Source organism: Panacagrimonas perspica (assembly GCF_004364935.1).
Lineage (GTDB): Bacteria > Pseudomonadota > Gammaproteobacteria > Nevskiales > Nevskiaceae > Panacagrimonas > Panacagrimonas perspica.
Map to the genome: position 1 here is coordinate 167,795 of NZ_SOBT01000009.1, position 23,158 is coordinate 190,952.

At 66.4% G+C, this 23,158-nt stretch carries 24 protein-coding genes; 17 read left to right on the plus strand and 7 right to left on the minus strand.

Going from position 1 to position 23,158, the window contains the following annotated elements; all coding sequences use genetic code 11:
* Positions 1-13: 13 nt before the first annotated feature.
* Positions 14-1,471: a TrkH family potassium uptake protein gene (locus tag DFR24_RS12355; RefSeq protein ID WP_133881724.1), complete on the plus strand. Its 1,458-nt coding sequence runs from the start codon at positions 14-16 to the stop codon at positions 1,469-1,471.
* Positions 1,472-1,557: 86 nt separating this feature from the next.
* Positions 1,558-2,496 carry a homoserine kinase gene (locus DFR24_RS12360; protein WP_133881725.1) on the plus strand — a complete coding sequence of 313 codons (939 nt, stop codon included), beginning with the start codon at positions 1,558-1,560 and terminating at the stop codon, positions 2,494-2,496.
* Positions 2,497-2,586: 90 nt separating this feature from the next.
* On the opposite strand, the gene DFR24_RS12365 is transcribed toward DFR24_RS12360, so the two are convergent.
* Positions 2,587-3,954: a DUF1329 domain-containing protein gene (locus DFR24_RS12365; protein ID WP_133881726.1), complete on the minus strand. Its 1,368-nt coding sequence runs from the start codon at positions 3,952-3,954 to the stop codon at positions 2,587-2,589.
* 197 nt (positions 3,955-4,151) lie between these two features.
* On the opposite strand from DFR24_RS12365, the gene DFR24_RS12370 reads away from it, so the two are divergent.
* Together DFR24_RS12370 and DFR24_RS12375 are read left to right on the plus strand one after the other, a co-directional pair.
* Entirely contained in the window at positions 4,152-4,490 is a 339-nt protein-coding gene (locus tag DFR24_RS12370; protein WP_133881727.1) for a P-II family nitrogen regulator, read from the plus strand.
* Positions 4,491-4,624: 134 nt separating this feature from the next.
* Entirely contained in the window at positions 4,625-5,905 is a 1,281-nt protein-coding gene (locus DFR24_RS12375) for an ammonium transporter (RefSeq protein ID WP_133881728.1), read from the plus strand.
* 94 nt (positions 5,906-5,999) lie between these two features.
* On the opposite strand, the gene DFR24_RS12380 is transcribed toward DFR24_RS12375, so the two are convergent.
* A complete protein-coding gene (locus DFR24_RS12380; protein WP_133881729.1) occupies positions 6,000-6,941 on the minus strand; it encodes a hypothetical protein in 942 nt (313 codons plus the stop codon).
* 145 nt (positions 6,942-7,086) lie between these two features.
* Here DFR24_RS12380 and DFR24_RS12385 point away from each other — a divergent pair, with 145 nt between their 5' ends.
* The 4 genes from DFR24_RS12385 to DFR24_RS12400 all read left to right on the plus strand — a co-directional run bounded on the left by DFR24_RS12385 (position 7,087) and on the right by DFR24_RS12400 (position 12,534).
* Positions 7,087-7,482 (plus strand): DUF4124 domain-containing protein, encoded by a 396-nt coding sequence (locus tag DFR24_RS12385; protein ID WP_133881730.1) that lies wholly within the window; start codon positions 7,087-7,089, stop codon positions 7,480-7,482.
* Positions 7,483-7,490: 8 nt separating this feature from the next.
* Positions 7,491-7,979 carry a DUF4124 domain-containing protein gene (locus DFR24_RS12390; RefSeq protein WP_133881731.1) on the plus strand — a complete coding sequence of 163 codons (489 nt, stop codon included), beginning with the start codon at positions 7,491-7,493 and terminating at the stop codon, positions 7,977-7,979.
* Between the two features lie 59 nt (positions 7,980-8,038).
* Positions 8,039-9,922: an MFS transporter gene (locus DFR24_RS12395; protein ID WP_133881732.1), complete on the plus strand. Its 1,884-nt coding sequence runs from the start codon at positions 8,039-8,041 to the stop codon at positions 9,920-9,922.
* Between the two features lie 98 nt (positions 9,923-10,020).
* On the plus strand, positions 10,021-12,534 hold the full coding sequence (locus tag DFR24_RS12400; protein WP_133881733.1) for a S8 family serine peptidase: 2,514 nt from the start codon (positions 10,021-10,023) through the stop codon (positions 12,532-12,534).
* Between the two features lie 9 nt (positions 12,535-12,543).
* On the opposite strand, the gene DFR24_RS12405 is transcribed toward DFR24_RS12400, so the two are convergent.
* Positions 12,544-13,353 (minus strand): class I SAM-dependent methyltransferase, encoded by an 810-nt coding sequence (locus tag DFR24_RS12405; protein WP_133881734.1) that lies wholly within the window; start codon positions 13,351-13,353, stop codon positions 12,544-12,546.
* Positions 13,354-13,424: 71 nt separating this feature from the next.
* Positions 13,425-14,531 (minus strand): formylglycine-generating enzyme family protein, encoded by a 1,107-nt coding sequence (locus DFR24_RS12410; protein ID WP_162851184.1) that lies wholly within the window; start codon positions 14,529-14,531, stop codon positions 13,425-13,427.
* Between the two features lie 262 nt (positions 14,532-14,793).
* On the opposite strand from DFR24_RS12410, the gene DFR24_RS12415 reads away from it, so the two are divergent.
* From DFR24_RS12415 to DFR24_RS12430, 6 genes are read left to right on the plus strand one after another with little or no spacing between them, the layout of a single operon-like run.
* Complete coding sequence (locus tag DFR24_RS12415; RefSeq protein WP_162851185.1) at positions 14,794-15,483, plus strand: PspA/IM30 family protein; 690 nt, start codon at positions 14,794-14,796, stop codon at positions 15,481-15,483.
* 44 nt (positions 15,484-15,527) lie between these two features.
* Entirely contained in the window at positions 15,528-15,650 is a 123-nt protein-coding gene (locus DFR24_RS25160; protein ID WP_281280166.1) for a hypothetical protein, read from the plus strand.
* Between the two features lie 32 nt (positions 15,651-15,682).
* Complete coding sequence (locus tag DFR24_RS12420; RefSeq protein ID WP_133881737.1) at positions 15,683-15,970, plus strand: YiaA/YiaB family inner membrane protein; 288 nt, start codon at positions 15,683-15,685, stop codon at positions 15,968-15,970.
* 11 nt (positions 15,971-15,981) lie between these two features.
* Positions 15,982-16,710: a sterol desaturase family protein gene (locus DFR24_RS12425; protein ID WP_210772654.1), complete on the plus strand. Its 729-nt coding sequence runs from the start codon at positions 15,982-15,984 to the stop codon at positions 16,708-16,710.
* The gene (locus tag DFR24_RS24435) at positions 16,707-17,213 is read left to right on the plus strand and encodes a hypothetical protein (RefSeq protein ID WP_162851186.1); all 507 of its coding nucleotides are present in this window, start codon (positions 16,707-16,709) and stop codon (positions 17,211-17,213) included. Before DFR24_RS12425 ends, DFR24_RS24435 begins: the two co-directional genes overlap by 4 nt.
* A complete protein-coding gene (locus DFR24_RS12430; protein ID WP_162851187.1) occupies positions 17,206-18,444 on the plus strand; it encodes a DCC1-like thiol-disulfide oxidoreductase family protein in 1,239 nt (412 codons plus the stop codon). Before DFR24_RS24435 ends, DFR24_RS12430 begins: the two co-directional genes overlap by 8 nt.
* On the opposite strand, the gene DFR24_RS12435 is transcribed toward DFR24_RS12430, so the two are convergent.
* The gene (locus DFR24_RS12435) at positions 18,407-19,057 is read right to left on the minus strand and encodes a TetR/AcrR family transcriptional regulator (protein WP_133881739.1); all 651 of its coding nucleotides are present in this window, start codon (positions 19,055-19,057) and stop codon (positions 18,407-18,409) included. The two genes, DFR24_RS12430 and DFR24_RS12435, sit on opposite strands and share 38 nt — an antisense overlap.
* 75 nt (positions 19,058-19,132) lie before the next feature.
* Between DFR24_RS12435 and DFR24_RS12440 the strand changes: the two genes are divergently transcribed.
* From DFR24_RS12440 to DFR24_RS12450, 3 genes are all read left to right on the plus strand, one after another.
* A complete protein-coding gene (locus DFR24_RS12440) occupies positions 19,133-19,558 on the plus strand; it encodes a hypothetical protein (RefSeq protein ID WP_133881740.1) in 426 nt (141 codons plus the stop codon).
* A complete protein-coding gene (locus DFR24_RS12445; RefSeq protein ID WP_133881741.1) occupies positions 19,555-20,379 on the plus strand; it encodes a DUF2145 domain-containing protein in 825 nt (274 codons plus the stop codon). Before DFR24_RS12440 ends, DFR24_RS12445 begins: the two co-directional genes overlap by 4 nt.
* 104 nt (positions 20,380-20,483) lie before the next feature.
* Positions 20,484-20,807 carry a DMT family transporter gene (locus DFR24_RS12450; protein WP_133881742.1) on the plus strand — a complete coding sequence of 108 codons (324 nt, stop codon included), beginning with the start codon at positions 20,484-20,486 and terminating at the stop codon, positions 20,805-20,807.
* Positions 20,808-20,834: 27 nt separating this feature from the next.
* Here DFR24_RS12450 and DFR24_RS12455 read toward each other — a convergent pair whose 3' ends face one another.
* Both DFR24_RS12455 and DFR24_RS12460 read right to left on the minus strand, forming a co-directional pair.
* Positions 20,835-21,287, minus strand: coding sequence for a TerB family tellurite resistance protein (locus tag DFR24_RS12455; RefSeq protein ID WP_133881743.1), 453 nt, complete (start codon positions 21,285-21,287; stop codon positions 20,835-20,837).
* Positions 21,288-21,315: 28 nt separating this feature from the next.
* Positions 21,316-23,157 (minus strand): ATP-binding protein, encoded by a 1,842-nt coding sequence (locus DFR24_RS12460; protein WP_210772655.1) that lies wholly within the window; start codon positions 23,155-23,157, stop codon positions 21,316-21,318.
* Between the last annotated feature and the right edge of the window lies 1 nt (position 23,158).

Below are 23,158 nucleotides of genomic sequence, written 5' to 3' on the forward strand. Positions count from 1 at the left end.
TCCGAGTTCGCGCATGCACCGCTTCGTCGCGGTGCAGAGAATCACCGGCATGCTGCTGATGCTGTTCAGCTTCACGATGGTTCCTCCAATCATCGTGGACCAGCTCACCGAGGCCACCACCACCGGTCCCTTCCTGATGGGCCTGTGGATCACGTTCCTCACCGGTGCCCTGGTCTGGTGGCCGGCGCGCAAGGAGCACGCGGAACTCAAGACGCGTGACGGCTTCCTGATCACGGTCCTGTTCTGGGCCGTGCTCGGAGCCTTCGGCGCGATCCCGCTGTTCTTCGCCGACGAGGCCTGGCACAGCTACACCGACGCCGTGTTCGAAGCGGTGTCGGGCCTGACCACGACCGGCGCCACGAGCGTCGCCAGCGGACTCGACGAGTTGCCGCCTGCGCTCAACTATTACCGCGCGCAACTCCACTGGCTGGGCGGCATGGGCATCATCGTGCTGGCCGTCGCGGTGCTGCCGATGCTCGGCGTCGGCGGCATGCAGCTCTATCGCGCCGAGACGCCGGGGCCGCTGAAGAATTCGAAACTGACGCCCCGCATCACCGAAACGGCACGCGTGCTGTGGCTGGTCTATCTGAGCCTGACGATCGCCTGCGGCCTGTCGTTCTGGGCGGTCGGCATGCCGCCGTTCGACGCGTTGTGTCACGCCTTCTCGACCTTGGCGACCGGTGGTTTCTCCACGCACGACGCCAGCATCGGTTACTTCAAATCGATCAACGTCGAATACGTGGCCATGCTGTTCATGATGCTGGGCACGATCAATTTCGCCACGCATTTCGCTGTCTGGCGCGGCCGCAATCTGCGGTTCTACTGGCGCGACACCGAACTGCGGGTGTGCATCGCCATCATACTGCTCTACACCGTGATGATCTGGCTGCTGTTCGTCATCCATCACACCTACTCGAGCCCGCTGCTGGCGCTGCACAAGGCGATCTTCCATGTCGTCTCGTACGGCAGCACGACAGGATTTGCCACCGACGATCCGACGCACTGGCCCAGCCCTGCGCCGCTGCTGCTGATGCTCAGCATGTTCATGGTGGGCTGCGCGGGATCGACCGCCGGCGGCGTCAAGGTGGTCCGACTGATGCTGTTCGTGAAGCAGGCAATGCGCGAAATTCAGAAGCTGCTGCATCCGAGCGCGGAAATGGGCATCAAGCTCGGCGGCAAGACACTGCCCGACGAGGTCGTCTACGCCGTCGGCGCGTTCTTCTCGGTCTATATCGGCTGCACGATCGTGCTGAGCTTCCTGATGATGCTGACCGGCCTCGACCCGGTCATCGCGTTCTCGGCGATCGCTGCCACCATCAACAATTCGGGCCCGGGCCTGGGACCGGTGGCCGCGTCGATGGCCCACGTCAACGCCTTCGGCAAATGGCTCATGATCTTTGCGATGCTGCTCGGCCGGCTCGAGATCTTCACGTTGCTGATCGTCTTCACACCCGGCTTCTGGCGTCGCTGAGACGCAGGTCCCGACGTCCGGCTTCGGCTTCCGGAAAGCTCGGGACGTAGTGGAAACTGGAACATCGAAACTGGAAACTGCTGCGCATGAGCGTCTTCACGAAAGTCTCGCATCCCGAACTCCTGGACTTCCTTCAGCAATACCCGGTTGGCGAAGTGATCGGCTTCCAGGGCATCGGGGAAGGTGTCGAGAACACCAATTACTTCGTCGACACCGATGACGGCCGCTGGGTGCTCACGCTGTTCGAGCGCCTGAACTACGACGACCTGCCGTTCTTCCTGGGCCTGATGGAGCACCTGGCCGCGCACGGATTTCCCAGTGCCGCGCCGCTGCACACGAATGACGGCAAGAACCTCGTCACGCTCAATGGCAAGCCTGCCGCGATGGTGCGACGCCTCGTCGGACAGAGCGTGCTCTTTCCGAATCTCGAGCAGGCGCGTGCCACCGGCGGCGTGCTGGGCCAGCTCCATCGCGTGGCCGCCACGTTCAAGGGTGGCGCCGACAACGCGCGCGGAACCGCCTGGCGCCTGCAGACCGCGCAGGAGCTGATGCCTCACCTTGCGGAAGATGCGCGCGCGCTGATCGCCTCGGAGCTGGACGCGCAGAAGGCGCTGGCGCTCGATGCATTGCCGCAGGGCATCGTCCACGCCGACCTGTTTCGCGACAACGTGCTGTTCGTCGACGACCGCCTGACCGGCGTCATCGATTTCTACTACGCCTGCCGCGACAGCCTGCTCTACGACCTCGCGATCACCGTCAACGACTGGTGCTTCGACACGCATGGGCAGCTCAACCGTGCGCGCTCGGACGCGATGATCGCCGCCTACATCGCGGAACGTCAGCCCACCGCGGCCGAGGCGCAGGCCTGGCGCCTGGTGCTGCGCGCCGCGGCGCTGCGCTTCTACCTTTCGCGCCTGCAGGACTGGGTGCATCCGCGCGCCGGTGGCCTGGTGCACGTGAAGGATCCGGACGCGTACCGTCGCATCCTCGAGTACCACCGCAGCGACGTGCTGCCGCTCGGCTGATCGCGTCCCACTCAGCGTAGCCCGGGCGCAGCCCGGGGTCCCGGCTCATCGAAGAGACCCCGGGTTTCACCCGGGCTACGGATGCTGAACTCAGCGCCCGGCGCGCGCGGCAGCCTCGGCCGAGAACATCTCCGGTGTCAGCGGCTGGTTGAGACGCCACCAGCCCTCGCCCGCCTCGTTGACCAGATACGTGGCCTCGTAGGCGTGCTGCTGAAGGTCGTGATAGACCGACACGCCGCGGTGAAACGTGCTGGATTCCTGCGAATAGAAATACGTGATGAAGCTGGTGCGCCAGAGGCTGCCGCGTGCGTCGTAGTTGTCCGCCCACAGCACCAGCCAGGAGTCTTCGTCGACGTAGAACTCGCGGCGCGAGTAGATGTGGCGCATGCCCGGCTTGAGGCGGCCCTCGATGACCCAGACACGATGCCGCTCGTAGCGCAGGTACTCGGGATTGAGCGTGGAGGGTTTGACGAGGTCCGCGTAGCGCACCGCGGGATCGTTGACGCGGAAGTTGTGGTACGGCACCAGCATCTCGCGGCGGCCCACCAGCTTCCATTCGTAGCGCTCGGGCGAGCCGTTGTAGCCGTAGTCCTCGTCGACGGTGCGAAGACCTGCCGGCGGCACCGGATAGTCGAACCCGACCGGCGCGGACTGACGCACGCGACGGATCCACGGCTGGTAGAGCCAGGTGCTCTGCGTCGACTGGCGCGAAAAATCGTTGGGCTGATAACCGACGGCGACCAGGCCGCGATCGCGAGCGGGCAACAGGTAGTGCGCCATGAAGTACGCACCCACCGTGTCCTGGTAGGACCCCCGCCGCGTCGGGTCCTTGCCCGGATCGAGCGTCTTGAAGCGCTGCTTGCCCCAGGCGATGGCGCCGTCGGCATAGACGTCCGCGATGTCGGTCACCACCGATTCGGTCCAGCCGCGGTGCGGGTTGATCGCGTTCCAGATCGCCTGCAGGCCGTCCTTCGGAAATGGAAACGGGATGGCGCCACTGACACCCGCGATACCACGACCGTCGTTGATCACGCGGGCTTCCGTGGCGTTGTGCTTCACGGCCTCGCAGACCCAGTCCGCGAAGCGGAAGTCGCGATGGCTCGGATAGACCTTCATGCGGAATGCGGCCGGGTATTGCCGCAACAACGCTTTCTGCCCCGCCGTCAGCGCGTCCGCATGCTGGGCCTGGTTCCCGGCATTGACCTCGAACAGCGGCGCCTCCGCCGCGTACGGTCCGGGTTCGTAGCCATAGGGGTGCGTCTGACCCGGCCAGGTTCCCAGGTACCGGCCGGTATAGGCGGCCACGCCCGCGTCGCTGCCAGCGCGCTCGGCACCCATGCAGGTCGTCGCCGGGCTATCCAGTTCGGCCGCGGACAGGCGCAGTGGGACCAAGGCCAGCAGCGACCCGAGCAGCAGCGCGAATCGCGCGCGCGTGGCCCCATCGTGCCTGCCGGTCATGGCTCTCGAGCCCCGAATCTTCACCGCGATGCTCCCTCTGGCCGTCGTCGGCCTTTTCGGTAAACACGAGATTCGCGGTCCGCGGCGGACATCCTTCTGGTGCGCCCATGTGAACTGGCGCACGCGCCGGACCAGTTTTTGCACGGACCTGACTTGGTTAGACTGGCAATCCTGCGACCCCTGCTCCCGAGATCACCATGAAAATGCTCATCGCCGTCATCAAGCCGTTCAAGCTCGACGCCGTCCGCGAAGCGCTCGCCGACATCGGTGTGCAGGGCATGACGGTGACGGAAGTGCGCGGTTTCGGGCGCCAGAAGGGCCACACCGAGCTGTACCGCGGCGCCGAGTACACGGTGGACCTGCTGCCCAAGATCAAGCTGGAAGTGGCGCTGGCGCCGGACATGGTCGACCGCGCCGTCGAGGCGATCCAGAAGAGCGCCAAGACCGGCCAGATCGGCGACGGCAAGATCTTCGTCTACGACCTCGACCAGACCGTGCGCATCCGCACCGGCGAATCGGGCGTCGACGCCGTCTAGGCGTCTCGCGAAAAATTTCTGAGGACGCGGTCCCGAAGAGGACCGCGGCGGTAACCGCGGGCAAGGAAGCCCGCAACACAACAAGAATGTTCAAGAACTGGTCAACGCTGACCGGTCACAGGAGGAGTACCGGAATGAAACGCTGGATCGGCGCGGCCGTGGCCGCACTTCCGTTCGCGGCCTCCGCGCAAGAGATCAACAGCGGCGACAGCGCCTGGATCCTGACCTCGACCGCCCTGGTCCTGTTCATGACCCTCCCGGGCCTCGCACTCTTCTATGGCGGCCTGGTTCGCACCAAGAACGTGCTGTCTGTGCTGATGCAGTGCTTCGCGATCACCTGCATGGTCTCGGTGCTCTGGCTGATCTATCTCTACAGCCTCGCCTTCGATTCGGGCGGCCCGCTGGTGGGAGGCCTGGGCAAGGCCTTCTTCGCGGGCGTCGAGGAAGGCTCGGTCAACGGCGCGATTCCGGAGACCGCCTTTTCGATGTTCCAGCTCACGTTCGCCATCATCACGCCCGCGCTGGTCGTCGGCGGTTTTGCCGAACGCATGAAGTTCTCCTCGATGCTGCTGTTCTCGGCGCTGTGGTCGACGCTGGTGTACGCGCCGGTGTGCCACTGGGTCTGGGCCTCGGACGGCTGGCTCTACAAGATGGGACTGCTCGACTTCGCCGGCGGCACGGTCGTCCACATCACCGCCGGTGTCGCGGCGCTGGTGGCGGCCATCGTGCTCGGCAAGCGCCAGGGCTTTCCGACCACCGCGATGCTGCCGCACAACATGACGATGACGGTCACCGGCGCCGCGATGCTCTGGGTGGGCTGGTTCGGTTTCAACGGCGGCTCGGCGCTGGCCGCCAACGGCAACGCCGCGATGGCGATCCTGGTCACGCACATGTCGGCCGCGGCCGGCGCGATCGCCTGGGCGGTGATGGAGTGGGTGCGCTACGGCAAGCCCTCGGCGCTGGGTACGGTCACCGGCATGGTCGCGGGCCTGGGCACGATCACGCCGGCATCCGGCTACGTGGGGCCGGGTGGCGCGCTGCTGATCGGTCTGGTCGCCGGCTTCGTGTGCTTCAACGCGACCAACTTCCTGAAGCGCCGCCTGGGTGTCGACGATTCGCTCGACGTGTTCCCGGTGCACGGCGTCGGCGGCATTCTGGGCACGCTGCTGGCGGGTGTGTTCGCGTCGAGCGCACTGGGTGCGTTCAGCGGCCAGGGCTACGCGGAAGGCATGAACATGGGCAAGCAGATCGGTGTACAGGCGCTCGGCGTCGTCGCGGTGGGTACGTATACCGCCGTCGTCAGCTACGCACTGCTCAAGCTCGTGGGCGCGATGCTGGGGCTGCGTGTCAGCGCGGAAGCCGAGTCCACCGGCCTGGATACCGCGGAGCACAACGAGCGCGGCTACGACCTCTGATCCCTGACTCGATACGCCTCGCCACGAAATGCCGTGGTGAGGCGCTCGGGATAGCGGAGCAGTCGGGACGTCGGCGGGACGTCCCTGACGCGCCTCAGGGATTCGCGGCGGGCGGCGCCAGAGGCGGGTCGTCGGGCGTTGTCGACAGCCCGAAGCCCAGCAGCGGCGGCCAGTCCGCCATCGGGTAGAGCCGGATGTTGCGCAGGGCGATGTCGCCGGGCGGGTCGATCGCCGCGTGGAAATAGCCGGACTCGCGGATGACCTTGCGCGACGCTGCAGCCGTCTCGTCGCTCCACTTCCAGCCTTCCTTCAGCGCGCGCGCGTTCAGCGCCGCGATCATTGCCGATTCCCAGGCCGCACGGCTCAGGCGCGCGCGCCCGGCCGAGACGTCCTTGTAGCGCGTCAGCAGGCCCTGGTCGGAGAACTCCAGCGCGAGCTTGCGCACCATGATCTGGTCCGGCGCGCGATCGAAGACCTCCGGCGAACCCTCAAGCTGCGTCGTCAGCAGGGCGCGACCGATCTGCGGGGCGCCGATATCGAACGACAGGGTCGCCAATCCCGCCGAGGCGACGTACTGGATGTCGAACTCGACGTCGCCGCGAAACTCGGTGTAGCCGAGATCGAACAGCGTCGGCGGCGGGATCCGCGCAGGATCCGGCGACTCCGACTTCGGGGCTCGACGTTCGGCTATCGGAATGCGAACGCCCAGCAGGGTGCCACGCACACGGGCGAGGTGACCCGCGTCGTCGAGACGCAGCTCGCGGATCCGCAGTTCGCGCGCCTCGATGAGCATTCCCATCGGCGTCTGCAGCGCCATCTGCAGGCCACCCTCCGGGCGGAACGACAATCCCCAGACGCGACCCGCGCCCCAGGGAAACGGCCAGAGCCGCTCGTAATGGAGGTCTCCGTGAGGGATCAGCCGCGCGATGAACCTCGCTGCTTCTTCCTGGGTGCGCTGCACCAGCCAGTACTGTCCCAGGCCAGCCAATACCACCAGGATCAGGAAGCCGCGCCAGACAAGGGTGCCGAGTTTCATGAGGGGATTGTAGGAGCAGGTCTCACGGCCGTGGCCCGCCCATACCGTCGCTTCGACCGGCTGTCCCCGTGATGGCCACGGGCCCGCGCTCGGCAAACGGGAACTGCTCTAGACTGCCGACGTCGCGTCGAACGGACGAATCACCATGCGCGCTGTCCTCCTGACCTTGTGCTCTCTACTGATCGCGGACGGTGCATCCGCCGCGGGCGAGCGCATCTACCGGTGGACGACTCCCGACGGCAAGGTCCAGTTCGGCGACCAGCCGCCGTCGGGCGCGCAGGACATCCGCAACTTCGATCGCAGGGTCGGCACCACGGCCGCTGCGGAACCGGCGCAGGACCGCCCGCCGCAGAAGACGGTCAGCGAGACGGACTGCATCAACAAGCGCGCGCAGCTCAACACCTACAAGAACGCCAGCCGGCTGGTCGAGCGCGACAGCCTGGGTCGTGAACGCGAGTACACCGTGGCCGAGCGCGAGCAACTGGTGGCCAAGGTCCAGGCGGACCTGGAGTCGCAGTGCGGCGACGCGCCTGCGGAGTGACCCCCGGCATGAGTCCCGTTGCGCGCATGTTCGGCGTGCGCCTGCTCCTCGCGTGCGCCTTCGCGGCGTCGTCCTCCGGCGCCGGCGCGTCGAGCGTCTACCGCTGGGTCGACAAGAACGGCCTCGTGCACTACGACGACACCTCGTCGGGCGGCAACAAGATGACGCGCGAGTACCTCGAGGATCGCAAGATTGCCGAAGAGCCCGAATGGGTCGGCGCGATTCCCGGAAATTTCAGCGCCGAGGTCGAGCAGCGCTGCACGAACGCCCGCGAGCGGCTGGCCAATTACCGCACCGCACCGCAGATCTACGGGCGCGATCCGAGCGGCAACGTCTACCCGCTGTCGCCCACGCAGCAGCGGCTGATGCTCGCGGAGATCAAGGCCGAGAGCGATCGCTACTGCCAGCCCGATGCCACCCGGCGGATTTATGCCGAACGCCTGGCCGCCGACAAGGCCGAGCGGGCGCGCAAGCAGCAGGCGCCTCCACGCCGCTGATGCGGCCCTGACGTTCCACCGTTGTCGATGGTCACGACGCGCCAGCGCAAGAGTCCCCCATGAGCGAGCACAGCCAGTTCCGCCTGCTGACCGAACGTCGCTTCGGACCGTTCTTCGCTACGCAGACGCTCGGCGCCTTCAACGACAACGTCTTCAAGAACGCGCTGGTCATCCTGGTGACGTTCGGCATCGCGGGACTGTCGGCCGACCAGGTCAACGCCTACGTCAATCTCGCGGCCGGCCTGTTCATCCTGCCGTTCTTCCTGTTCTCCGCCACGGCCGGGCAGATCGCGGAGAAGTACGAGAAGTCGCAGTTGATCCGATGGATCAAGCTGGCCGAAATCCTGATCATGGCGCTCGCCGCCGTGGGTCTGTGCATCGGCAGCGTGAAGCTGCTGCTGGGCGTGCTGTTCCTGCTCGGAGCGCAGGCCGCCGTGTTCGGCCCTGTGAAGTATTCGATCCTGCCGCAGTCGCTGCGCGAGGACGAACTGGTCGGCGGCAACGCGCTGGTGGAAGCCGCGACGTTCCTCGCGATCCTGCTCGGCACGCTGCTCGGTGGCTGGCTGATCGCGCAACACGACGGCTCCACCGGCGTGAGCATCGCAGTGCTGGCCATCGCCCTGCTCGGGTATTTCGCGGCGCGCAGGATTCCGCAGGCGCCGGCCGCAGCGCCCGACCTGCAGATCAACTGGAATCCGTTCACCGAGACCTGGCGCAACTTCCAGTTCATGCGCACGAATCGCACGGTGTTCCTGTCCGTGCTCGGCATCTCCTGGTTCTGGCTGTACGGCGCCACGTTCCTGTCGCAGTTGCCCAACTACACCAAGGTGTACCTGGGCGGGAACGAGCAGGTGGTCACCTTGCTGCTGACGGTGTTCTCGCTGGGCATCGGCATCGGCTCGCTGCTGTGCGAACGCCTGTCCGGCCACAAGGTGGAGATGGGCCTGGTTCCGCTGGGATCGATCGGCCTGACGCTGTTCGGCATCGACCTGTATTTCGCCGCGCCGGTCGCCGCGCAGGTCACGAACCTCGGCGCCATGGCCTTCCTGAAAGAGGCCGCCAACCATCGCGTGCTGTGGGACCTGGTGCTGATCGGCCTGTTCGGCGGCTTCTACATCGTGCCGCTGTACGCGGTGATCCAGACGCGATCGGCGCCGACGCACCGCTCGCGCATCATCGCGGGCAACAACATCCTCAACGCGCTGTTCATGGTGGTGTCGGCGATCGTCTCGGTGCTGCTGCTGCAGGCCGGCCTGACGATCCCGCAACTGCTGCTGACGGTGGCGATCATGAATGCGGCGGTGGCGATCTTCATCTACTCGCTGCTGCCCGAATTCCTGATGCGCTTCATGGTCTGGCTGCTGATCAGCCTGCTCTATCGCATCCGCACCAAGGGACTCGAGAACATTCCGGACGAGGGCGCCGCGATCATCGCGCCCAACCACGTGAGCTTCGTCGACGCGCTGATCATCGGCGGCACCGTGCGCCGTCCGATCCGCTTCGTGATGTATCACAAGATTTTCCGCATCCCGGTGCTCAACTTCATCTTCCGCACGGCGCGCACGATTCCGATCGCGCCGGCGCGCGAGGACGCAGCACTGCTGGAGAAGGCGTTCGCCGAGATCGAGAAGGCGCTGAACGACGGCGAGCTGATCGGCATCTTCCCGGAGGGCGGCCTGACCCCCGACGGAACGCTCCAGGCATTCAAGCCGGGCATCGAGAAGATGCTCGCGAACAAGCCGGTGCCGGTGATCCCGATGGCAGTGCGCGGACTGTGGCTGAGCATGTGGTCGCGCCGGGATACCACGATGGGCCGTTCGCGACTGCCGCGCCGCTTCCGTGCGCGCATCGAATTGATCGCCGGCCCGCCGATGGACGGCTCCACGCTCAAGGCGCCCGAGCTCGAAGCCCAGGTGAAGATCCTTCGCGGCGACTCTCCGTAGGCGCTCCGTCGATCGACCGCATGCCACCCACTGCATCGAGGGGTCGCGGCTTGCGTTAGGCTTTGCGCGATTTCGCCGGCAGGTCGGGGAGCCACGCCATGCGTATTCGTCTGTGGGTCATCGGGTCGCTTGTTGCGGTCGTCGCCGGTTGCGGCGGAGGTGGCGGTGGCGATTCCGGGGGAGCAGGAAGTGGCAGCACGACCTATTCGATCGCCGGCACGATCACGGCCGGCGCGGACTCGGCCATCGATGGCGACACCGCGGACGCTTCGGTGCCGCGAACCTCGAACGGCTCGCTGGCGACCGCGCAGCGGCTGCGCAACCCGGTCAGCGTCGGCGGCTATGCGAACGAGGCGACCGATGAATTCGATGTCTATCGCATCGATCTGGCCGGCGGACAGCAACTCAATCTGTTCGTCGCCGAAGACGGCGAAGCCAACGACCTCGATCTGCTGATCGGCGATCTGGGCGGCAACGTGCTGGCCTCGTCGCTGGGGACCGGCAAGCTCGAAACGATCGTCGTGCCGGGCAACGGCACCGCGAGCTACATCGTGCAGGTCAGCGCCTTCGCCGGCAGCTCCAACTACGTGCTGTCGATCACGCAGCAAGGGCAGACCGCGACGACGCAGCCCTTGAACGCGATGAGCACGCAGGCGGAGTTCCTGCCCGACCAGGCGCTCGTCGCGTATCGCGATGATGCTGGCGCCATCGAAGCCAAGGCGCTGGGCGCGCAGAGCCTGGGCCACATTCCGGGAAGCGTCGACCTGCTGGATCTTTCGAGCAGCACCAAGACGCTCGGGACGATGCGCAGCGGAGAATTCCATTACGCCGATCCCGCTCTCGAAGCGAAGGCGCGAACGCTGCTGGCCATCAAGGCGTTGCAGGCGCAGCCTGCCGTGAAGTTCGCCGAGCCCAATCTGCTGCGACACGCCTCGGCCTTGCCCAACGACGAGTTCGTCTCGCAGCAATGGCACTACAACCTGATCAACCTGCCGCCGGCCTGGGACCTGACGCACGGCTCCGGCAGCGTCATCGTCGCGGTGGCCGACACCGGCGTGCGTCTGAGTCATCCGGACCTCGTCGGCAAGTTCGATCCGGCGGATCCGGACGGCTTCGACTTCGTCAACGATACGCGCCGCTCGCTCGACGGCAACGGTCGCGATGGCAACGCCGATGATCCGGGCGACGGCGGCGTGGTCGGCGGCAGCAGCTTCCACGGCACCCACGTGGCGGGCACGATCGCGGCGGCGACGAACAACGGCATCGGCGTCGCCGGCGTCGGTTGGGATACCCGCATCATGCCGCTGCGCGTCCTCGGTGAAGGTGGCGCAGGCAGCGCGTTCGACATCACCAACGCCGTGCTCTACGCGGCGCGCCTGCCCAACGCCTCGGGCGTGCTGCCGCCGGTCAAGGCCAGCGTCATCAACCTGAGCCTGGGCAGCGAGAATTCCTCGGCGACCGAACAGCAGGCCTACGCGGATGCGATCGCCGCCGGCGTCATCGTCGTCGCGGCCGCCGGCAACAGCGGCGACAGTCGCGTGAGTTACCCCGCCTCGTATCCGGGCGTGGTGTCAGTGGCGGCCGTCGGGCGCCAGAAGCAGCGCGCGCCGTATTCCCAGTTCAACAGCGCGGTCGACGTGGCCGCTCCGGGTGGCGATCAATCGCGCGCAGGCGCCGACGGCGTGCTGAGCACGCTGTCGAGCGACGGCAGCGGTCCGATCCAGGACGGACTCGGCTACCTGCAGGGCACCTCGATGGCCACGCCGCACGTGGCCGGCGTCGTCGCGCTGATGAAGGCGGTCAACCCGAACCTGACACCGGCGCAGTTCAATACGCTGCTCGCCAGCGGCGCCATCACCGAAGACCTGGGCGCCGCCGGGCGCGACAACTCCTTCGGCTACGGCCTGATCGATGCGAACAAGGCGGTGCGCGAAGCGATTCGACTGGCCAACGGCAACGCCCCGCCCGACAACCCGCGGCTGGGCGTGCAACCGGACTCGCTGAGCCTGGGCAACACGCTGACCACCGCGACGCTCGATGCGCGCAACGCGGGCACCGGTGCTCTCACGATCACGTCGGTCAGCGACGACGCGCCGTGGTTGACGGTGAGCGCGCAAGCCGTGAACGCCAGCGGCCAGGGCCGCTACCTGGTCACGGTCGACCGCAGTGGTCTTGCGAGCGGCACGTACTCGGCGACGGTCACGTTCGTGTCGGCCGTCAACACGGTCACCGTCCCGGTGCTGATGACGATCGGTGCCGTCGTCGGCACCGTCAACGCCGGCAAGCAGTACGTGCTGCTGGTGGACCCGGACAGCCTGGACGCCGTGGATACCGATGAAGTCGTCGTTGCGGACGGGCGGTATCGCTTCACCCTCGCCGCTCCCAATGGCGACTACCTGCTGATCTCCGGCACCGACAGCGACGACGACGGCTTCATCTGCGACGACGGCGAGGCCTGCGGCGGTTTCCCCACGCTCGACACGATCCTGCCGGTGACGATCGGCGGCGCAGCGCGCACGGGCCTGGACTTCCTCGTCAGCTTCGATCTGAGTGCGCCCGACACCCAGACCGTCACGTCACCGCTACGGCGCGGGTATCGCGTCCGGAATTGACGAGCGCGATCAGCGCGCGGGCTTCACGAAGCGCAAGGTCATGCGATCGGACTCGCCGATCGCGACGTACTTGGCGCGATCCTGATCGCCGAGCCGCAGCGTGGGCGGCAAGGTCCACACGCCTTCCGGATGATCGGTGCTGTCCTTCGCATTGGCGTTGATCTCGGAACGCGCTTCGAGCTTGAAGCCGGCGGACTCGGCCCGCTCGATCACCAATGCCTCGGTGACGTAGCCGGAGGAGATCATCTTCTCGAGCGAGGTACCGGGCCTGGCCCGGTGCTCGACCACGCCGAGCACACCACCCGGCTTGAGCGCCTTGTAGAACGCCTTGAACATCCGGCGCTCGAAGTCGCCTTTCAACCAGTTGTGGACGTTGCGGAACGTCAGCACGAGATCGGCGCTGCCCGGCTGCGCCGCAGTCCACGCTTCGGGCAGCCCGACCTCGGTGATCTCGGGATTGCCGAACACGGCAGGTTCAGCCTCGAATCGCGCACGCAGGCCGGCGACGGAATCGATCCGCCATTGCGGGACATCCGATCCTTTGACGACGAACGCAGCGGCCGTGTACTGGCCCGACTCGCGTAGATAAGGGGCGAGGATTTCCGCATACCAGCCCGCACCGGGCCAGACCTCTACGACGTGCTGACCGGGCTTCAAGCCGAAGAACGCGAGCGTCTCGGCCGGATGGCGGTAAACGTCGCGCGCACGGTTCTCGGCGGAGCGCTGCGGCCCGGCCAGGATCTCCGCAAGGTTCGGCGCGGCAGACGCGGTCATGGTCATCCCCAGCAGGGCGGCTCCCAGCATCGATCGAACTCGCATCTCGGCACTCCTGTTGGCCATCGGGTTAGGGATAACAGGTCGGCCGTACGGCACGCCGACAAACAAGGTATTCACGGCCCCGCGGCGGGGGGAGTATCCAGCACGTCCTGCACCGGCGACGACTCGCTCGTCGATGTTGTCGCTGGCGGCGACAGGTCCGGTTCGGTCGTTGCGGGACGCTCGCCGGGTGGCCGATCAGGCGGCGCCGGCAGATCGCGCACGACACGAAATCCAAAGGCATCGCCGTACCCGGTCGCGGAATCCGCGTCGCGCTTGGCCACGCGCAGCGTGCGCGGATGGTTGCCCCATCCTCCGCCCCGATTCACGCGCTTCTCGCATTCTCCGCCCGAGATCCACGCCGAGCCATCCGTCGGCGCACCGGTGTAGTCGCTGTGCCAGCAGTCCTGCGTCCACTCCCAGACATTGCCCTGCATGTCGTAAAGGCCCCAGGGATTCGGCGGGAAGCTTCCGACCGGCGCGGTGTAGGCATAGCCGTCGACGCAGAACACGCTCCAGAACCAGTTCGGCCGTTCGTTGTGGCCGGAGATGTCGAACGCGTTCGCGTAGTCGCAGGTCGCGGCCAGCGACTCGCCCCAGGGAAAGCTCGACGTGGTGCCGGCCCGCGCGGCGTATTCCCACTCGGCCTCGGTGGGGAGTCGATACGACTGTCCCGTCTTGCGGCTCAACCAGGCCACGTATTGCTGGGCGTCCACCCAGGTCACGTTGATGACCGGGTGGAATCCACGGCCCCATCCCTTGTCGTCCGGCCGCGTCATGCAGAAGCCGGCGGCGTGGCAGTCGTCCCATTCGATGAACGTGACTTCGTAGCGGCCCATCGCGAACGGCTTGATCTGCACCTCGCGAATCGGACGTTCGTACAACAAGCCCGTCTCTCCGAGTTCACCCATCAGGAATGAACCGCCGGGCATCGTGACCATCTCCGGCGTGTCGGCGCAGTCGCGCCAGACCGACATCGGCTCGAGACCCGGGCTGCCTTCGATCGGCGTGCAGACCACGGGCTTGCGCGTCGCCTCGGCCGGTTTCGCCGTGTCGGTCTTGGATCGCTTCTTCTTCGTCGGCTTCTCGGCCGCGGGGCGCTGATGCTTGAGTTCGCGCGATGCGTCGTCCGGCACCTGGGCGCTCGCCACGCTGACGACCAGCAGCAGGGCGCTCGCCACGGCGATAACCGAGCGTGCGGCTGCTGCGCGGAACATCGAGTACGTCTTGCGCAAACGGAGGATCAAGAAAGGAAGAACAGAGCGGACAGCGACACGACACCGCGGGTTCCCGTCGGCAATCGCCGCGCCGGATTGCTGCGGTGCAGCGTGCGCTCCAGAGGAATGACCGTACAGGAAGAATCACTCCATCGCTTGACGCTCTCCGGGGCCTCCGATAGTTTTAATGAGCGTTGTTCATATTGAACGCGAAACGGAGAAAACGATGTCACTGCTGGTCCGCATCCGGGAAATGGTGAGCGCCCACTCTCACCATGCCCTCGACGAAATCGAGAACCCCGAAGTCATGTCGCAGCAGATGCTGCGTGAACTGGGCGACGATCTTGCGCGTGCCAATCACGCGCTGGTCACGGCGCTGGGCGCGGAGAAGCACTTGCTCCGTCAGCAGCAGCAGGCACGCGCTGAAGCCGCGGAATGGCAGTCGCGCGCCGAGCGCATGCTGGTCAGCAGTGGAGAAGCCCTGGCGCGGTCCGCGCTCGAGCGTGCGGTGGCGGCCGAGGCACGCGCTGCCGAGCAGGCAATACCGCTGGAAACGGCTCGAAAAGGTGTGCAACGCCTGCGTGATCAGACTGCCCGCCTGAAGGCGGAGTGGGAGCAGGCGCGCCTGCGCTGTGCCCAGATCGCCGCCAACCAGCAGGCCGCCGAAGCACTCGGCGCGGCCACGCGCTTCGGCGATCACTACAGCCGTGCGATGGATCGCGCACGACGTCTCGATCAGCTCACCCGCAAGTCGGCGACGTTCGATTGCCAGGCCGAGGCCGCGTCGGAACTGCTCGGCGAGCAGGAGAAGCTGGACTCGGAGATCGCGCGCGTCGACAAGGAAAACGCGGTGAACGACGCGATGGTCGCCCTCAAGGCGCGCATCGCGGCCCGCATCAATGGGTCAGCGGTTTGATCTTTCCCATAAAATGAACGATGACCATATTCATGCAATCGTCCATGTCCGTTGCTCGCCTCGTCCGGCTCGCGCTGCTGACCGCTGCGTTCGCGGTCGCCTGCGGCATGCCTGACAGCCTCGACACGGTGATCGGCGTCTTTCGCGTCCTCTTCCTCGAATCCTGAACTTTCTCTTCCCAAACCGGAGCACTCTTCTGATGGACACCCAGTTCGAATCCACCCGTCTCGACACCCCTTCGTGGATCTTCTTCGTCAAGGCAAGCTTCGCCTGCGCACTCGGCGGCATGATCTTCGGCGTCATCGTGATGCCGGTCGAGATCTGGATGCGCGGCTACATGATCCTCGGCACGCTGTTCCTCACGGGTTCTACGTTCACGCTCTCGAAGACACTGCGTGACCAGTTCGAAGGCAGCAAGCTGATCAACAAGCTGGCCCAGGCGCGCACCGAGAAGCTGCTGAAGGAATACAACGTGCACCCGGGCTGAGAGAGCACGTCATGAGCACACCGCTCCTGGTCGCCGCAGTCGCCCTCGCGATGATGCTCGTCGAATGGATCGCTCCGGGTCGCCGCTGGCCGGCGATCCGGAGCTGGTGGCCACGCGCGCTGGCAGCCAACGCGGTCCAGGCCGGTGTCGTCCTCGTCGCCGGCCTGAGCTGGGATCGCTGGATGCAGGGCAGGGCCCTGTTCGAGGCAGGCGCGGGTGGGATCGCCGCCGGCGCCGCGATCGGCTACTTCACGATCACCTTCGTCTACTACTGGTGGCACCGGGCCCGGCACGAGATCCCGTGGCTGTGGCGGCACCTGCACCAGTTTCACCACAGCGCCAGCCGCATCGAGATCCTCACCAGTTTCTACAAGCATCCCGCCGAGATGCTCGCGAATTCGGTGCTGTCGAGCGCGATCCTCTTCCACCTGCTCGGCCTGGATCCCGCGACGGGCGCGTTGGTGACGCTGATCACAGGGCTCGCGGAGCTCTTCTACCACTGGAACATCCGCACACCGCGCTGGTTGGGCTTCTTCGTGCAGCGACCCGAAAGCCATTGCGTGCATCACCAGGAAGGCAGGCATCGCAACAATTTCTCCGACCTGCCGCTGTGGGACGCGCTGTTCGGCACGCTCGAGAACCCGCATCGCTTCACGGAACCCTGCGGACTGGGCCAACTCAACGAACTTCGCGTCTCCGACCTGCTGCGTGGCGTCGACGTGACGAGGACGCCGCGATGAACACGCGCATTCTGGTCGCGGCCCTGCTGATCCTCGTCGGCACCCTGCAGATGGCCGGCGACCTGTTCGGCAGCACGGCCCTTCGGGCGCTCGGTGCGGCGACCGCCGCGTCGCCCGCGCCCAAGGTCTTCACGCGCCAGGGCGACGTGGAGACGTTCTCGGCACGCTTCTTCGTGGAGTGGACCGATCGCAGCGGTCGCCGCGTCACGACCGCGTTGACGCCAGAGAACTACGGCCACCTGCGCGGACCGTACAACCGGCGCAACACCTTCGGCGCCGCCGTCGCCGGCGCGCCGATGCTGCGTGCGAATCCGATGACCCGCGCGCTGTACGAATCGGTATCCAGCTATGCGCTGTGCGGCGACGCACCGCTGCTGCGGGAGATGGGACTGGACCCTGATCCGCGTGGACCCGCCCCGGTCTTGCGCATCGAGCCGCGCGTCCCTGTCGCGGGCGAGTCACGACCGCAGCCCCTCGTCTTCGAGATGTGCAGCCATGCGTAACGGATGGACCGGTGGCCAGTACAGCGTCTTTCGCGCGCTGTTCGGCTCATACCTCTTCGTGCACTTCACGATGCTGCTGCCGTGGGGCGCCGAAGTGTTCTCGTCCGCGGGCATGGTGGCGGACGCGCACGCGAGCCCACTGATCGGCGTGTTCCCCAATGTCCTGGGCGTCCTCGACACGCCCGCTTTCGTCTCGCTGTTCCTCGTATCCGCGGCGGTGGCGTCGCTGGCCTTCGCCGTCGGCTCTCACGACCGCCTCGCCGCGCTGTGGCTCTGGTACGTGCTGGCCTGCCTGTTCGGGCGCAATCCGATGATCCAGAACCCGAGCCTTCCCTACGTCGGATGGATGCTGCTCGCACACGTCTGCCTACCCTCTGCACCCTACGGCTCCTGGGCCGCGCGGGGCCGCCTCGATCCCGCCAGCGGGTGGCGCCTGCCCGCCGCGATCTTCTTCGCCGCGTGGGCGGTGCTCGCACTCTCCTACAGCTACAGCGGCTGGACCAAGACGTTCAGCGAGTCGTGGACCGATGGGCACATGCTGGGCTTCGTGCTGCAGAACCCGCTCGCGCGCGATGGCCTGCCGCGCACCGCCTTCCTCGCGCTCCCAGCAGCACTACAGGCGGCCGTCACACACGCGATCCTGTGGATCGAGCTGCTGTTCGCGCTGCTGGTGCTGTGGAGGCCGCTTCGCATTGCGGCGTGGACGGCGATGCTGATCGTGCAGTTCGGCTTCGCGCTGCTGCTGGATTTCGCCGACCTCACCTGCGCGATGCTGCTGGTGCACCTGCTGACGTTCGATCCCGCCTGGATCCGCGGCAGCGCGCCCACCGCGGTCGAGACGATCTTCTACGACGGGCAGTGCGGCCTGTGCCACCGCGTCGTGCGATTCGTGCTCGCGGAGGATGCCCACGCCGTCTTCCGTCTCGCGCCGCTCCAGGGAACGGCATTCGAACATGCGCTACCGGCCCCGGTGCGCGCGCGACTACCAGACTCTTTCCTCGTGCTCACGGCTGATGGGCGCGTAGCGTCGCGTTCCGACGCCGCCATCCACGTGCTCGAGCGTCTGGGCGGCCTGTGGCGCATCGCAGGTGCAGCCTTGCGGCTCGTTCCGCGAACCTGGCGGGACCGCGCCTACGACGCGATCGGCCGGAACCGGCACGCCCTCTTCGCCCGGCCCATCGCCGCGTGCCCGCTCACTCCGCCGCACTTGCGCGGGCGGTTCCTCGCTTGATGCCCGTGCCTCGCTCATTCCCCAGACCCAGCAGGAAGGTATCGACCAAGTGATCACTCAGATCACGAAAATTGTCGGTGCCGCTCCAGCGCAGCTTGCCGGTGACCGCCAGTACGCAGATGCCGTGCACTCCGCTCCAGAGCGTCGTTGCCGTGAGGCGCAGCCGCTCTTCGGGCGCGCCCGGCATTTGCGGCCTCAGGCCGTTCTCGACCAGCTCGAACATGCGGCGGATCCGCAGCTCGATGGCGCGGGGCCGCGCGGCGCCGACCGGGAGACTGTGTTCGAACATCAGGCGCCAGCGCGAGGCGTGCCGAAGACCGAACTCGATATAAGCCGCGGACATCGCCTTGGTCTGGGCGCGCGGCTCGGCGATGCCTTCGACGCTGTCGCGCAACGCGACGTAGATGGCGTCGGCCGTGCGCTCGTTGACCGCGAGCAACAGCTGATCCTGATTCTGGAACAGCAGGTAGAGATTGCCGACGGTGTAGCCGATGGCGTCGGCGACCTTGCGCATGGTCAGACCTTGCATGCCTTCGCGCACGAGGATGAGTTCGGTGGCCGCAATCGCCATCTCGGTCTGCTGCTCGCGGGTGTGCAGGTTGCGCCGGCCCATCGGCTCGCGTCATCGCTTCGCTGAAGTCTTGACTCAATTATGAACGACGTACATTTGAAATCACAGGAGCATCACATGGTCCTCAACAAAGCAATCGCAGTCGCCGCGGGTCTCTCTCTGAGCCTGGTCATTCCGGTGAGCCAGGCCGAAGCAGGCGGCACGTTGTCGGAAGCCAGCGAGTTGTCCGCGGTGGGTTCCGCCAGCATCGTCGCCGGCAGCGTCACGGCCGTCGTCGGGACCAGCGAACTGGTCGTCGAGAGCATCCAGTGGGTCGCCGAGGGCGGACGCTGCGTGCTCAAGGGATCGGCCAAGGTCGGTCGTGTCGTCATCCTGCTTCCGGTGAAAGCCGCGGGCGGCGTCTCGCTGGCCGTCGGCCAGACCGTGCAGATCACGGCGCACGGCGCCGGCTGGTTGCTCACGAAAGCTGGCGAGGTCATCGCGTTCATTCCCAACGAAGTGGGCCGCGCGCTGCTGTTCTCCGAACCGGTGAGCAGTCGATGAGCCGCGTGCTGCTGATTGCGATCTTCGCGCTGGGCTTGGCCGGCCCTGTCCTGGCCGGCCAACCCTGCACCGAGAGCCAGACCACCGCGCAAGGAATGCAGAGCGCGCTCGAACTGGGATCGGAGGTGCAAGCGGCTCTGGATCGACATGACGTCCAGGCCGCGCTCGTGGCGCGCGCAGGATCGGACGTGTCGAAGTACGGCTTGCGCTACACCCACGCGGCGCTCGTGTTCCGCGATCCGGACAGCGGCACCTGGACGGTGCTGCACAAGCTCAACCATTGCGGCAAGGACACCGCGGACCTCTACTCGCAGGGGCTGGCGAACTTCTTCCTCGACGATCCCTACGAGTACCGCGCGCTGCTCGTGATCCCGAAGCCCGGCGTCCAGGCGCAGTTGCTGACGCAGGTCGCTCGCGATCGGGGACTGTCGGTGCATCAGCCGAAGTACAGCGTGCTCGCCTACCCGTTCGCACTCGACTATCAGAACTCCAACGGATGGCTGCTCGAATTCCTCGCGGCTGCGGAATCCGACGGGCTCGCGCTCGGCCGTCGCGCGGCGCAGGAGCATCTGCGGTCGCGGGGCTATCGCCCGGACCGCATCGACGTCGGCCCGCTCGAGCGAGTCGGCGCGAGCCTGTTCAAGGCCAACGTCGCGTTCCTCGATCACCCGCTCGGCGAACGACTGTCCGGCCGCTACTCCGTGGTCACCGTCGAGTCGATGGTTCGCTTCCTCGGCGATCAGGGCCAGGTGGAGCGGCTCGACGAGATCTCGCTGCCGGCCGTCGCCACCGTTCGTCCTGTCGCGCACCTCGCGCCTTGACCCGGCGGATCGCGGAACTAGAATTCGTCGCGCACCGGGACGACCCGGCGCCGATTCCGCAGTGACTCCAGGGGACGACCCCGCGCCAAACGCGAGGTGTCGTCATGACGAGCTGGATCATCCTGGGCCTGGCCGGCCTGCTGGAAGTCGTATTCGCCGTTGCGCTCAAACAGAGCCGCGGCCTCTCCCACTTGCCGATGGCCGTGCTCGCAGGAATCGCGATGCTGTGCAGCCTGACGCTGCTCGCGCTCGCGATGCGCTCGATTCCGGTCAGTGCGGCCTACGCGATCTGGACCGGTATTGGTGCCGTGGGCACCGTCGTGGCGGGCATCCTGCTGTTCGGGGAAGCCGCATCGGTCCTGCGGGTGACGAGCCTGAGCCTGATCCTGGCCGGGATGGTCGGTCTCAAGCTCGGCGCGGATGCCTGAGCATCCGCGCCAACTGCCGCGCGATTCCTACTTTCGCGCGGTCTCGGCGGCCACTTCACGCAACGCGTCGATGTTGCTGATGCGTGCGATGTTCTGCATGAGCTGGTCGGCGACGGACTCTTCCATCGACAGCGTCGCGGCCGCCGGCACGCCGAGCGCGTCGGCGAAACCGCGGATCTTCTCGCGCTCGTTCGTCGAATAACGTCCGTCTGCATAGGCCAGCAGCAGGCAGGAGCGCAGCAGGGCGGCCTTGCGGTCCGGGGTGCCGAGGATGCGCTTGGCCTCGTCGAGGTCGAACGGACCGCGACCCAGTTCCTCGAAGCTGGTCAGCGCGCCGGTGTCACGCTGGCAGGCGCCGTAGAACTCCCGAAGCATCACCGCCTCCGCGTCGTGCACGCCGTCCAGCTTCGCCACCTCGTGCATGGCGCGCACGATGACCTGGATGTGGTTGATGCCGAGTTCGGTCGCTTCGGTGCTCATGGTTTCTTCGTCCTGTATGCGTGACGCATCAGCGGATGCGGAGTTCAGCCTTCAGCTCGCGCAGGCGCGCCTGGAGGTCTTGCAGCGAAAGGTTCTGGTACTTCACCGGCAGCATGCTGCGACGCGAGGCCTCGAACACGGCCTGCAGATCCATGTACTCGATCATCGCGAGATCGCGCGTCGGCATGTAGTCGCTCATGGCCTGTGCAAAGACATCGGCATCGACCGCTCGGTTCTGCTCGCGCGAAAGATTCAGGGCCAACAGCGTGACGGCCTCGAGGTCGGCGTTCGAATATCCGACGAGCTTCGCGCTGGTCTTCTCGCGCGCCGTCGGCCAGTCGATCGTGCCCAGCTTGTGGCGCTTGAACAGCGACGCCAGGATCAACTCGACTTCGTCGGCGGTCTGCGCGTAGAAGAACGGAATCTTGCGATCCAGACGCCCGGCGCGCTTGATGTCGATGTCCAGCTTGTCCGGCCGGTTGGTCATCAGCACGAACAGCACGACACCGCGGTTGTCGGTGTCGCTCATGAACTCCTTGAGGCGCGCGATCACGCGCGACGAGGTGCCGTCGTCGCCGCCGTCCTCGCCCGCACTGCCGAAACTGCGGTCGCCCTCGTCGATGACCAGCACGATCGGCCCGAGTGCCTTGACCATGCCGAGCACCTTCTCGAGGTTGGATTCGGTGGAACCGACCCACTTCGAGCGGAAGTTCTTCAACGTCACGGCCGACAGGCCCGAGGTGTGCACGAAAGCCTTCGCGACGAACGTCTTGCCGGTGCCCATCGCACCGACGAACAGCATGCCCATCGGACAGCGGGTGCGTTCGCCGGACTTCACCGCGTCGGCCACCTGCATCAGCTCGGCCTTGATCGCCTCGTTCCCGCCCACCGCGTCCAGCCCGTGGCTCGAATCGAAGAATTCGATCAGGCCCGCGCATTCCTTCTCGATGATCTCGCGCTTGCGACGATGCACCAGCTCCAGCACCTCGGCGTAGGGATCCTGCGCAGCGGTCTCGGGCAGCGGCTGATCCGGATTGATCAGGTGCCGGATCTCGTCGACGTCCATGCCACGCGTGATACCGGCGAGCTTCGCCGCACGCGCGGACGAATCCGCCGTGTTTCCGAGCAGGCTGACGATCAGCGCGGTGCGCTCCGCATCGCCCAGGCCGCCGCTGTCCTTCGGCGTCAGGAACTGCGCGATCTGGACGGCGCGCAGGCCCGAGGTGTGCTCGGCCAGACGCGAGAGCTGCTTGTCGTCGATGTTCTTGTCGGCATGCCGGATGACCGCGGCACGCGCCTCGCGATCGGGCAGCGGGATTTCCACCGCACCGACCCGCGGATTCGACACGAGCTTGGGATGCACCTCGGCCAGCGATTCGGACAGCAGGAACACGACGCTGTCCTTCTCGGCCAGCGCATCCGACAGCGACCAACGATGCAGGCGCACCACGTTCACGCGATCGCCCTGCGAGAGGAAATGCTCGTCGCCGGGAGGCACGATGCTGCCGGCATACGACAGGATCACCGCGGTCGGCTCGCTTCCGTGAAGCTGACCTTCGAGATAGGCGAGCGGATCTTCGTTGCCGAGCGCGGCGAGCAGTTCTTCGGACTTCTCGCTGCCGCCCTTGACGAAGCGAACCTTGCTCGCCGGATCGTAGGTGAGGATGCGCGCCTTGTTGTCCCACAACAGCACGCGCGCCAGGAATTCCTCGAGCGCCCAGAACTTGCCGTCGTAGAGCACGCGGTCGAAGACGTTCCGGTGCAGCAGGAACATCGAGGCTTCGCCGCCGAGGTACTTGCGCCGCACGGCCTCGGCCCACTTGGGCAGCGCCGGCTTGTCCTTGGCGACCGACACCGTCTTGCCGTTCACG

Bases quoted from the DNA above. Each gene is read 5' to 3' on its own strand.
- DFR24_RS12355 (WP_133881724.1), top strand. From the start codon at position 14: ATGCACCGCTTCGTCGCGGTGCAGAGAATCACCGGCATGCTGCTGATG.
- DFR24_RS12360 (WP_133881725.1), top strand. From the start codon at position 1,558: ATGAGCGTCTTCACGAAAGTCTCGCATCCCGAACTCCTGGACTTCCTT.
- DFR24_RS12365 (WP_133881726.1), bottom strand. From the start codon at position 3,954: ATGACCGGCAGGCACGATGGGGCCACGCGCGCGCGATTCGCGCTGCTG.
- DFR24_RS12370 (WP_133881727.1), top strand. From the start codon at position 4,152: ATGAAAATGCTCATCGCCGTCATCAAGCCGTTCAAGCTCGACGCCGTC.
- DFR24_RS12375 (WP_133881728.1), top strand. From the start codon at position 4,625: ATGAAACGCTGGATCGGCGCGGCCGTGGCCGCACTTCCGTTCGCGGCC.
- DFR24_RS12380 (WP_133881729.1), bottom strand. From the start codon at position 6,941: ATGAAACTCGGCACCCTTGTCTGGCGCGGCTTCCTGATCCTGGTGGTA.
- DFR24_RS12385 (WP_133881730.1), top strand. From the start codon at position 7,087: ATGCGCGCTGTCCTCCTGACCTTGTGCTCTCTACTGATCGCGGACGGT.
- DFR24_RS12390 (WP_133881731.1), top strand. From the start codon at position 7,491: ATGAGTCCCGTTGCGCGCATGTTCGGCGTGCGCCTGCTCCTCGCGTGC.
- DFR24_RS12395 (WP_133881732.1), top strand. From the start codon at position 8,039: ATGAGCGAGCACAGCCAGTTCCGCCTGCTGACCGAACGTCGCTTCGGA.
- DFR24_RS12400 (WP_133881733.1), top strand. From the start codon at position 10,021: ATGCGTATTCGTCTGTGGGTCATCGGGTCGCTTGTTGCGGTCGTCGCC.
- DFR24_RS12405 (WP_133881734.1), bottom strand. From the start codon at position 13,353: ATGCGAGTTCGATCGATGCTGGGAGCCGCCCTGCTGGGGATGACCATG.
- DFR24_RS12415 (WP_162851185.1), top strand. From the start codon at position 14,794: ATGTCACTGCTGGTCCGCATCCGGGAAATGGTGAGCGCCCACTCTCAC.
- DFR24_RS25160 (WP_281280166.1), top strand. From the start codon at position 15,528: ATGTCCGTTGCTCGCCTCGTCCGGCTCGCGCTGCTGACCGCTGCGTTC.
- DFR24_RS12420 (WP_133881737.1), top strand. From the start codon at position 15,683: ATGGACACCCAGTTCGAATCCACCCGTCTCGACACCCCTTCGTGGATC.
- DFR24_RS12425 (WP_210772654.1), top strand. From the start codon at position 15,982: ATGAGCACACCGCTCCTGGTCGCCGCAGTCGCCCTCGCGATGATGCTC.
- DFR24_RS24435 (WP_162851186.1), top strand. From the start codon at position 16,707: ATGAACACGCGCATTCTGGTCGCGGCCCTGCTGATCCTCGTCGGCACC.
- DFR24_RS12430 (WP_162851187.1), top strand. From the start codon at position 17,206: ATGCGTAACGGATGGACCGGTGGCCAGTACAGCGTCTTTCGCGCGCTG.
- DFR24_RS12435 (WP_133881739.1), bottom strand. From the start codon at position 19,057: ATGGGCCGGCGCAACCTGCACACCCGCGAGCAGCAGACCGAGATGGCG.
- DFR24_RS12440 (WP_133881740.1), top strand. From the start codon at position 19,133: ATGGTCCTCAACAAAGCAATCGCAGTCGCCGCGGGTCTCTCTCTGAGC.
- DFR24_RS12445 (WP_133881741.1), top strand. From the start codon at position 19,555: ATGAGCCGCGTGCTGCTGATTGCGATCTTCGCGCTGGGCTTGGCCGGC.
- DFR24_RS12450 (WP_133881742.1), top strand. From the start codon at position 20,484: ATGACGAGCTGGATCATCCTGGGCCTGGCCGGCCTGCTGGAAGTCGTA.
- DFR24_RS12455 (WP_133881743.1), bottom strand. From the start codon at position 21,287: ATGAGCACCGAAGCGACCGAACTCGGCATCAACCACATCCAGGTCATC.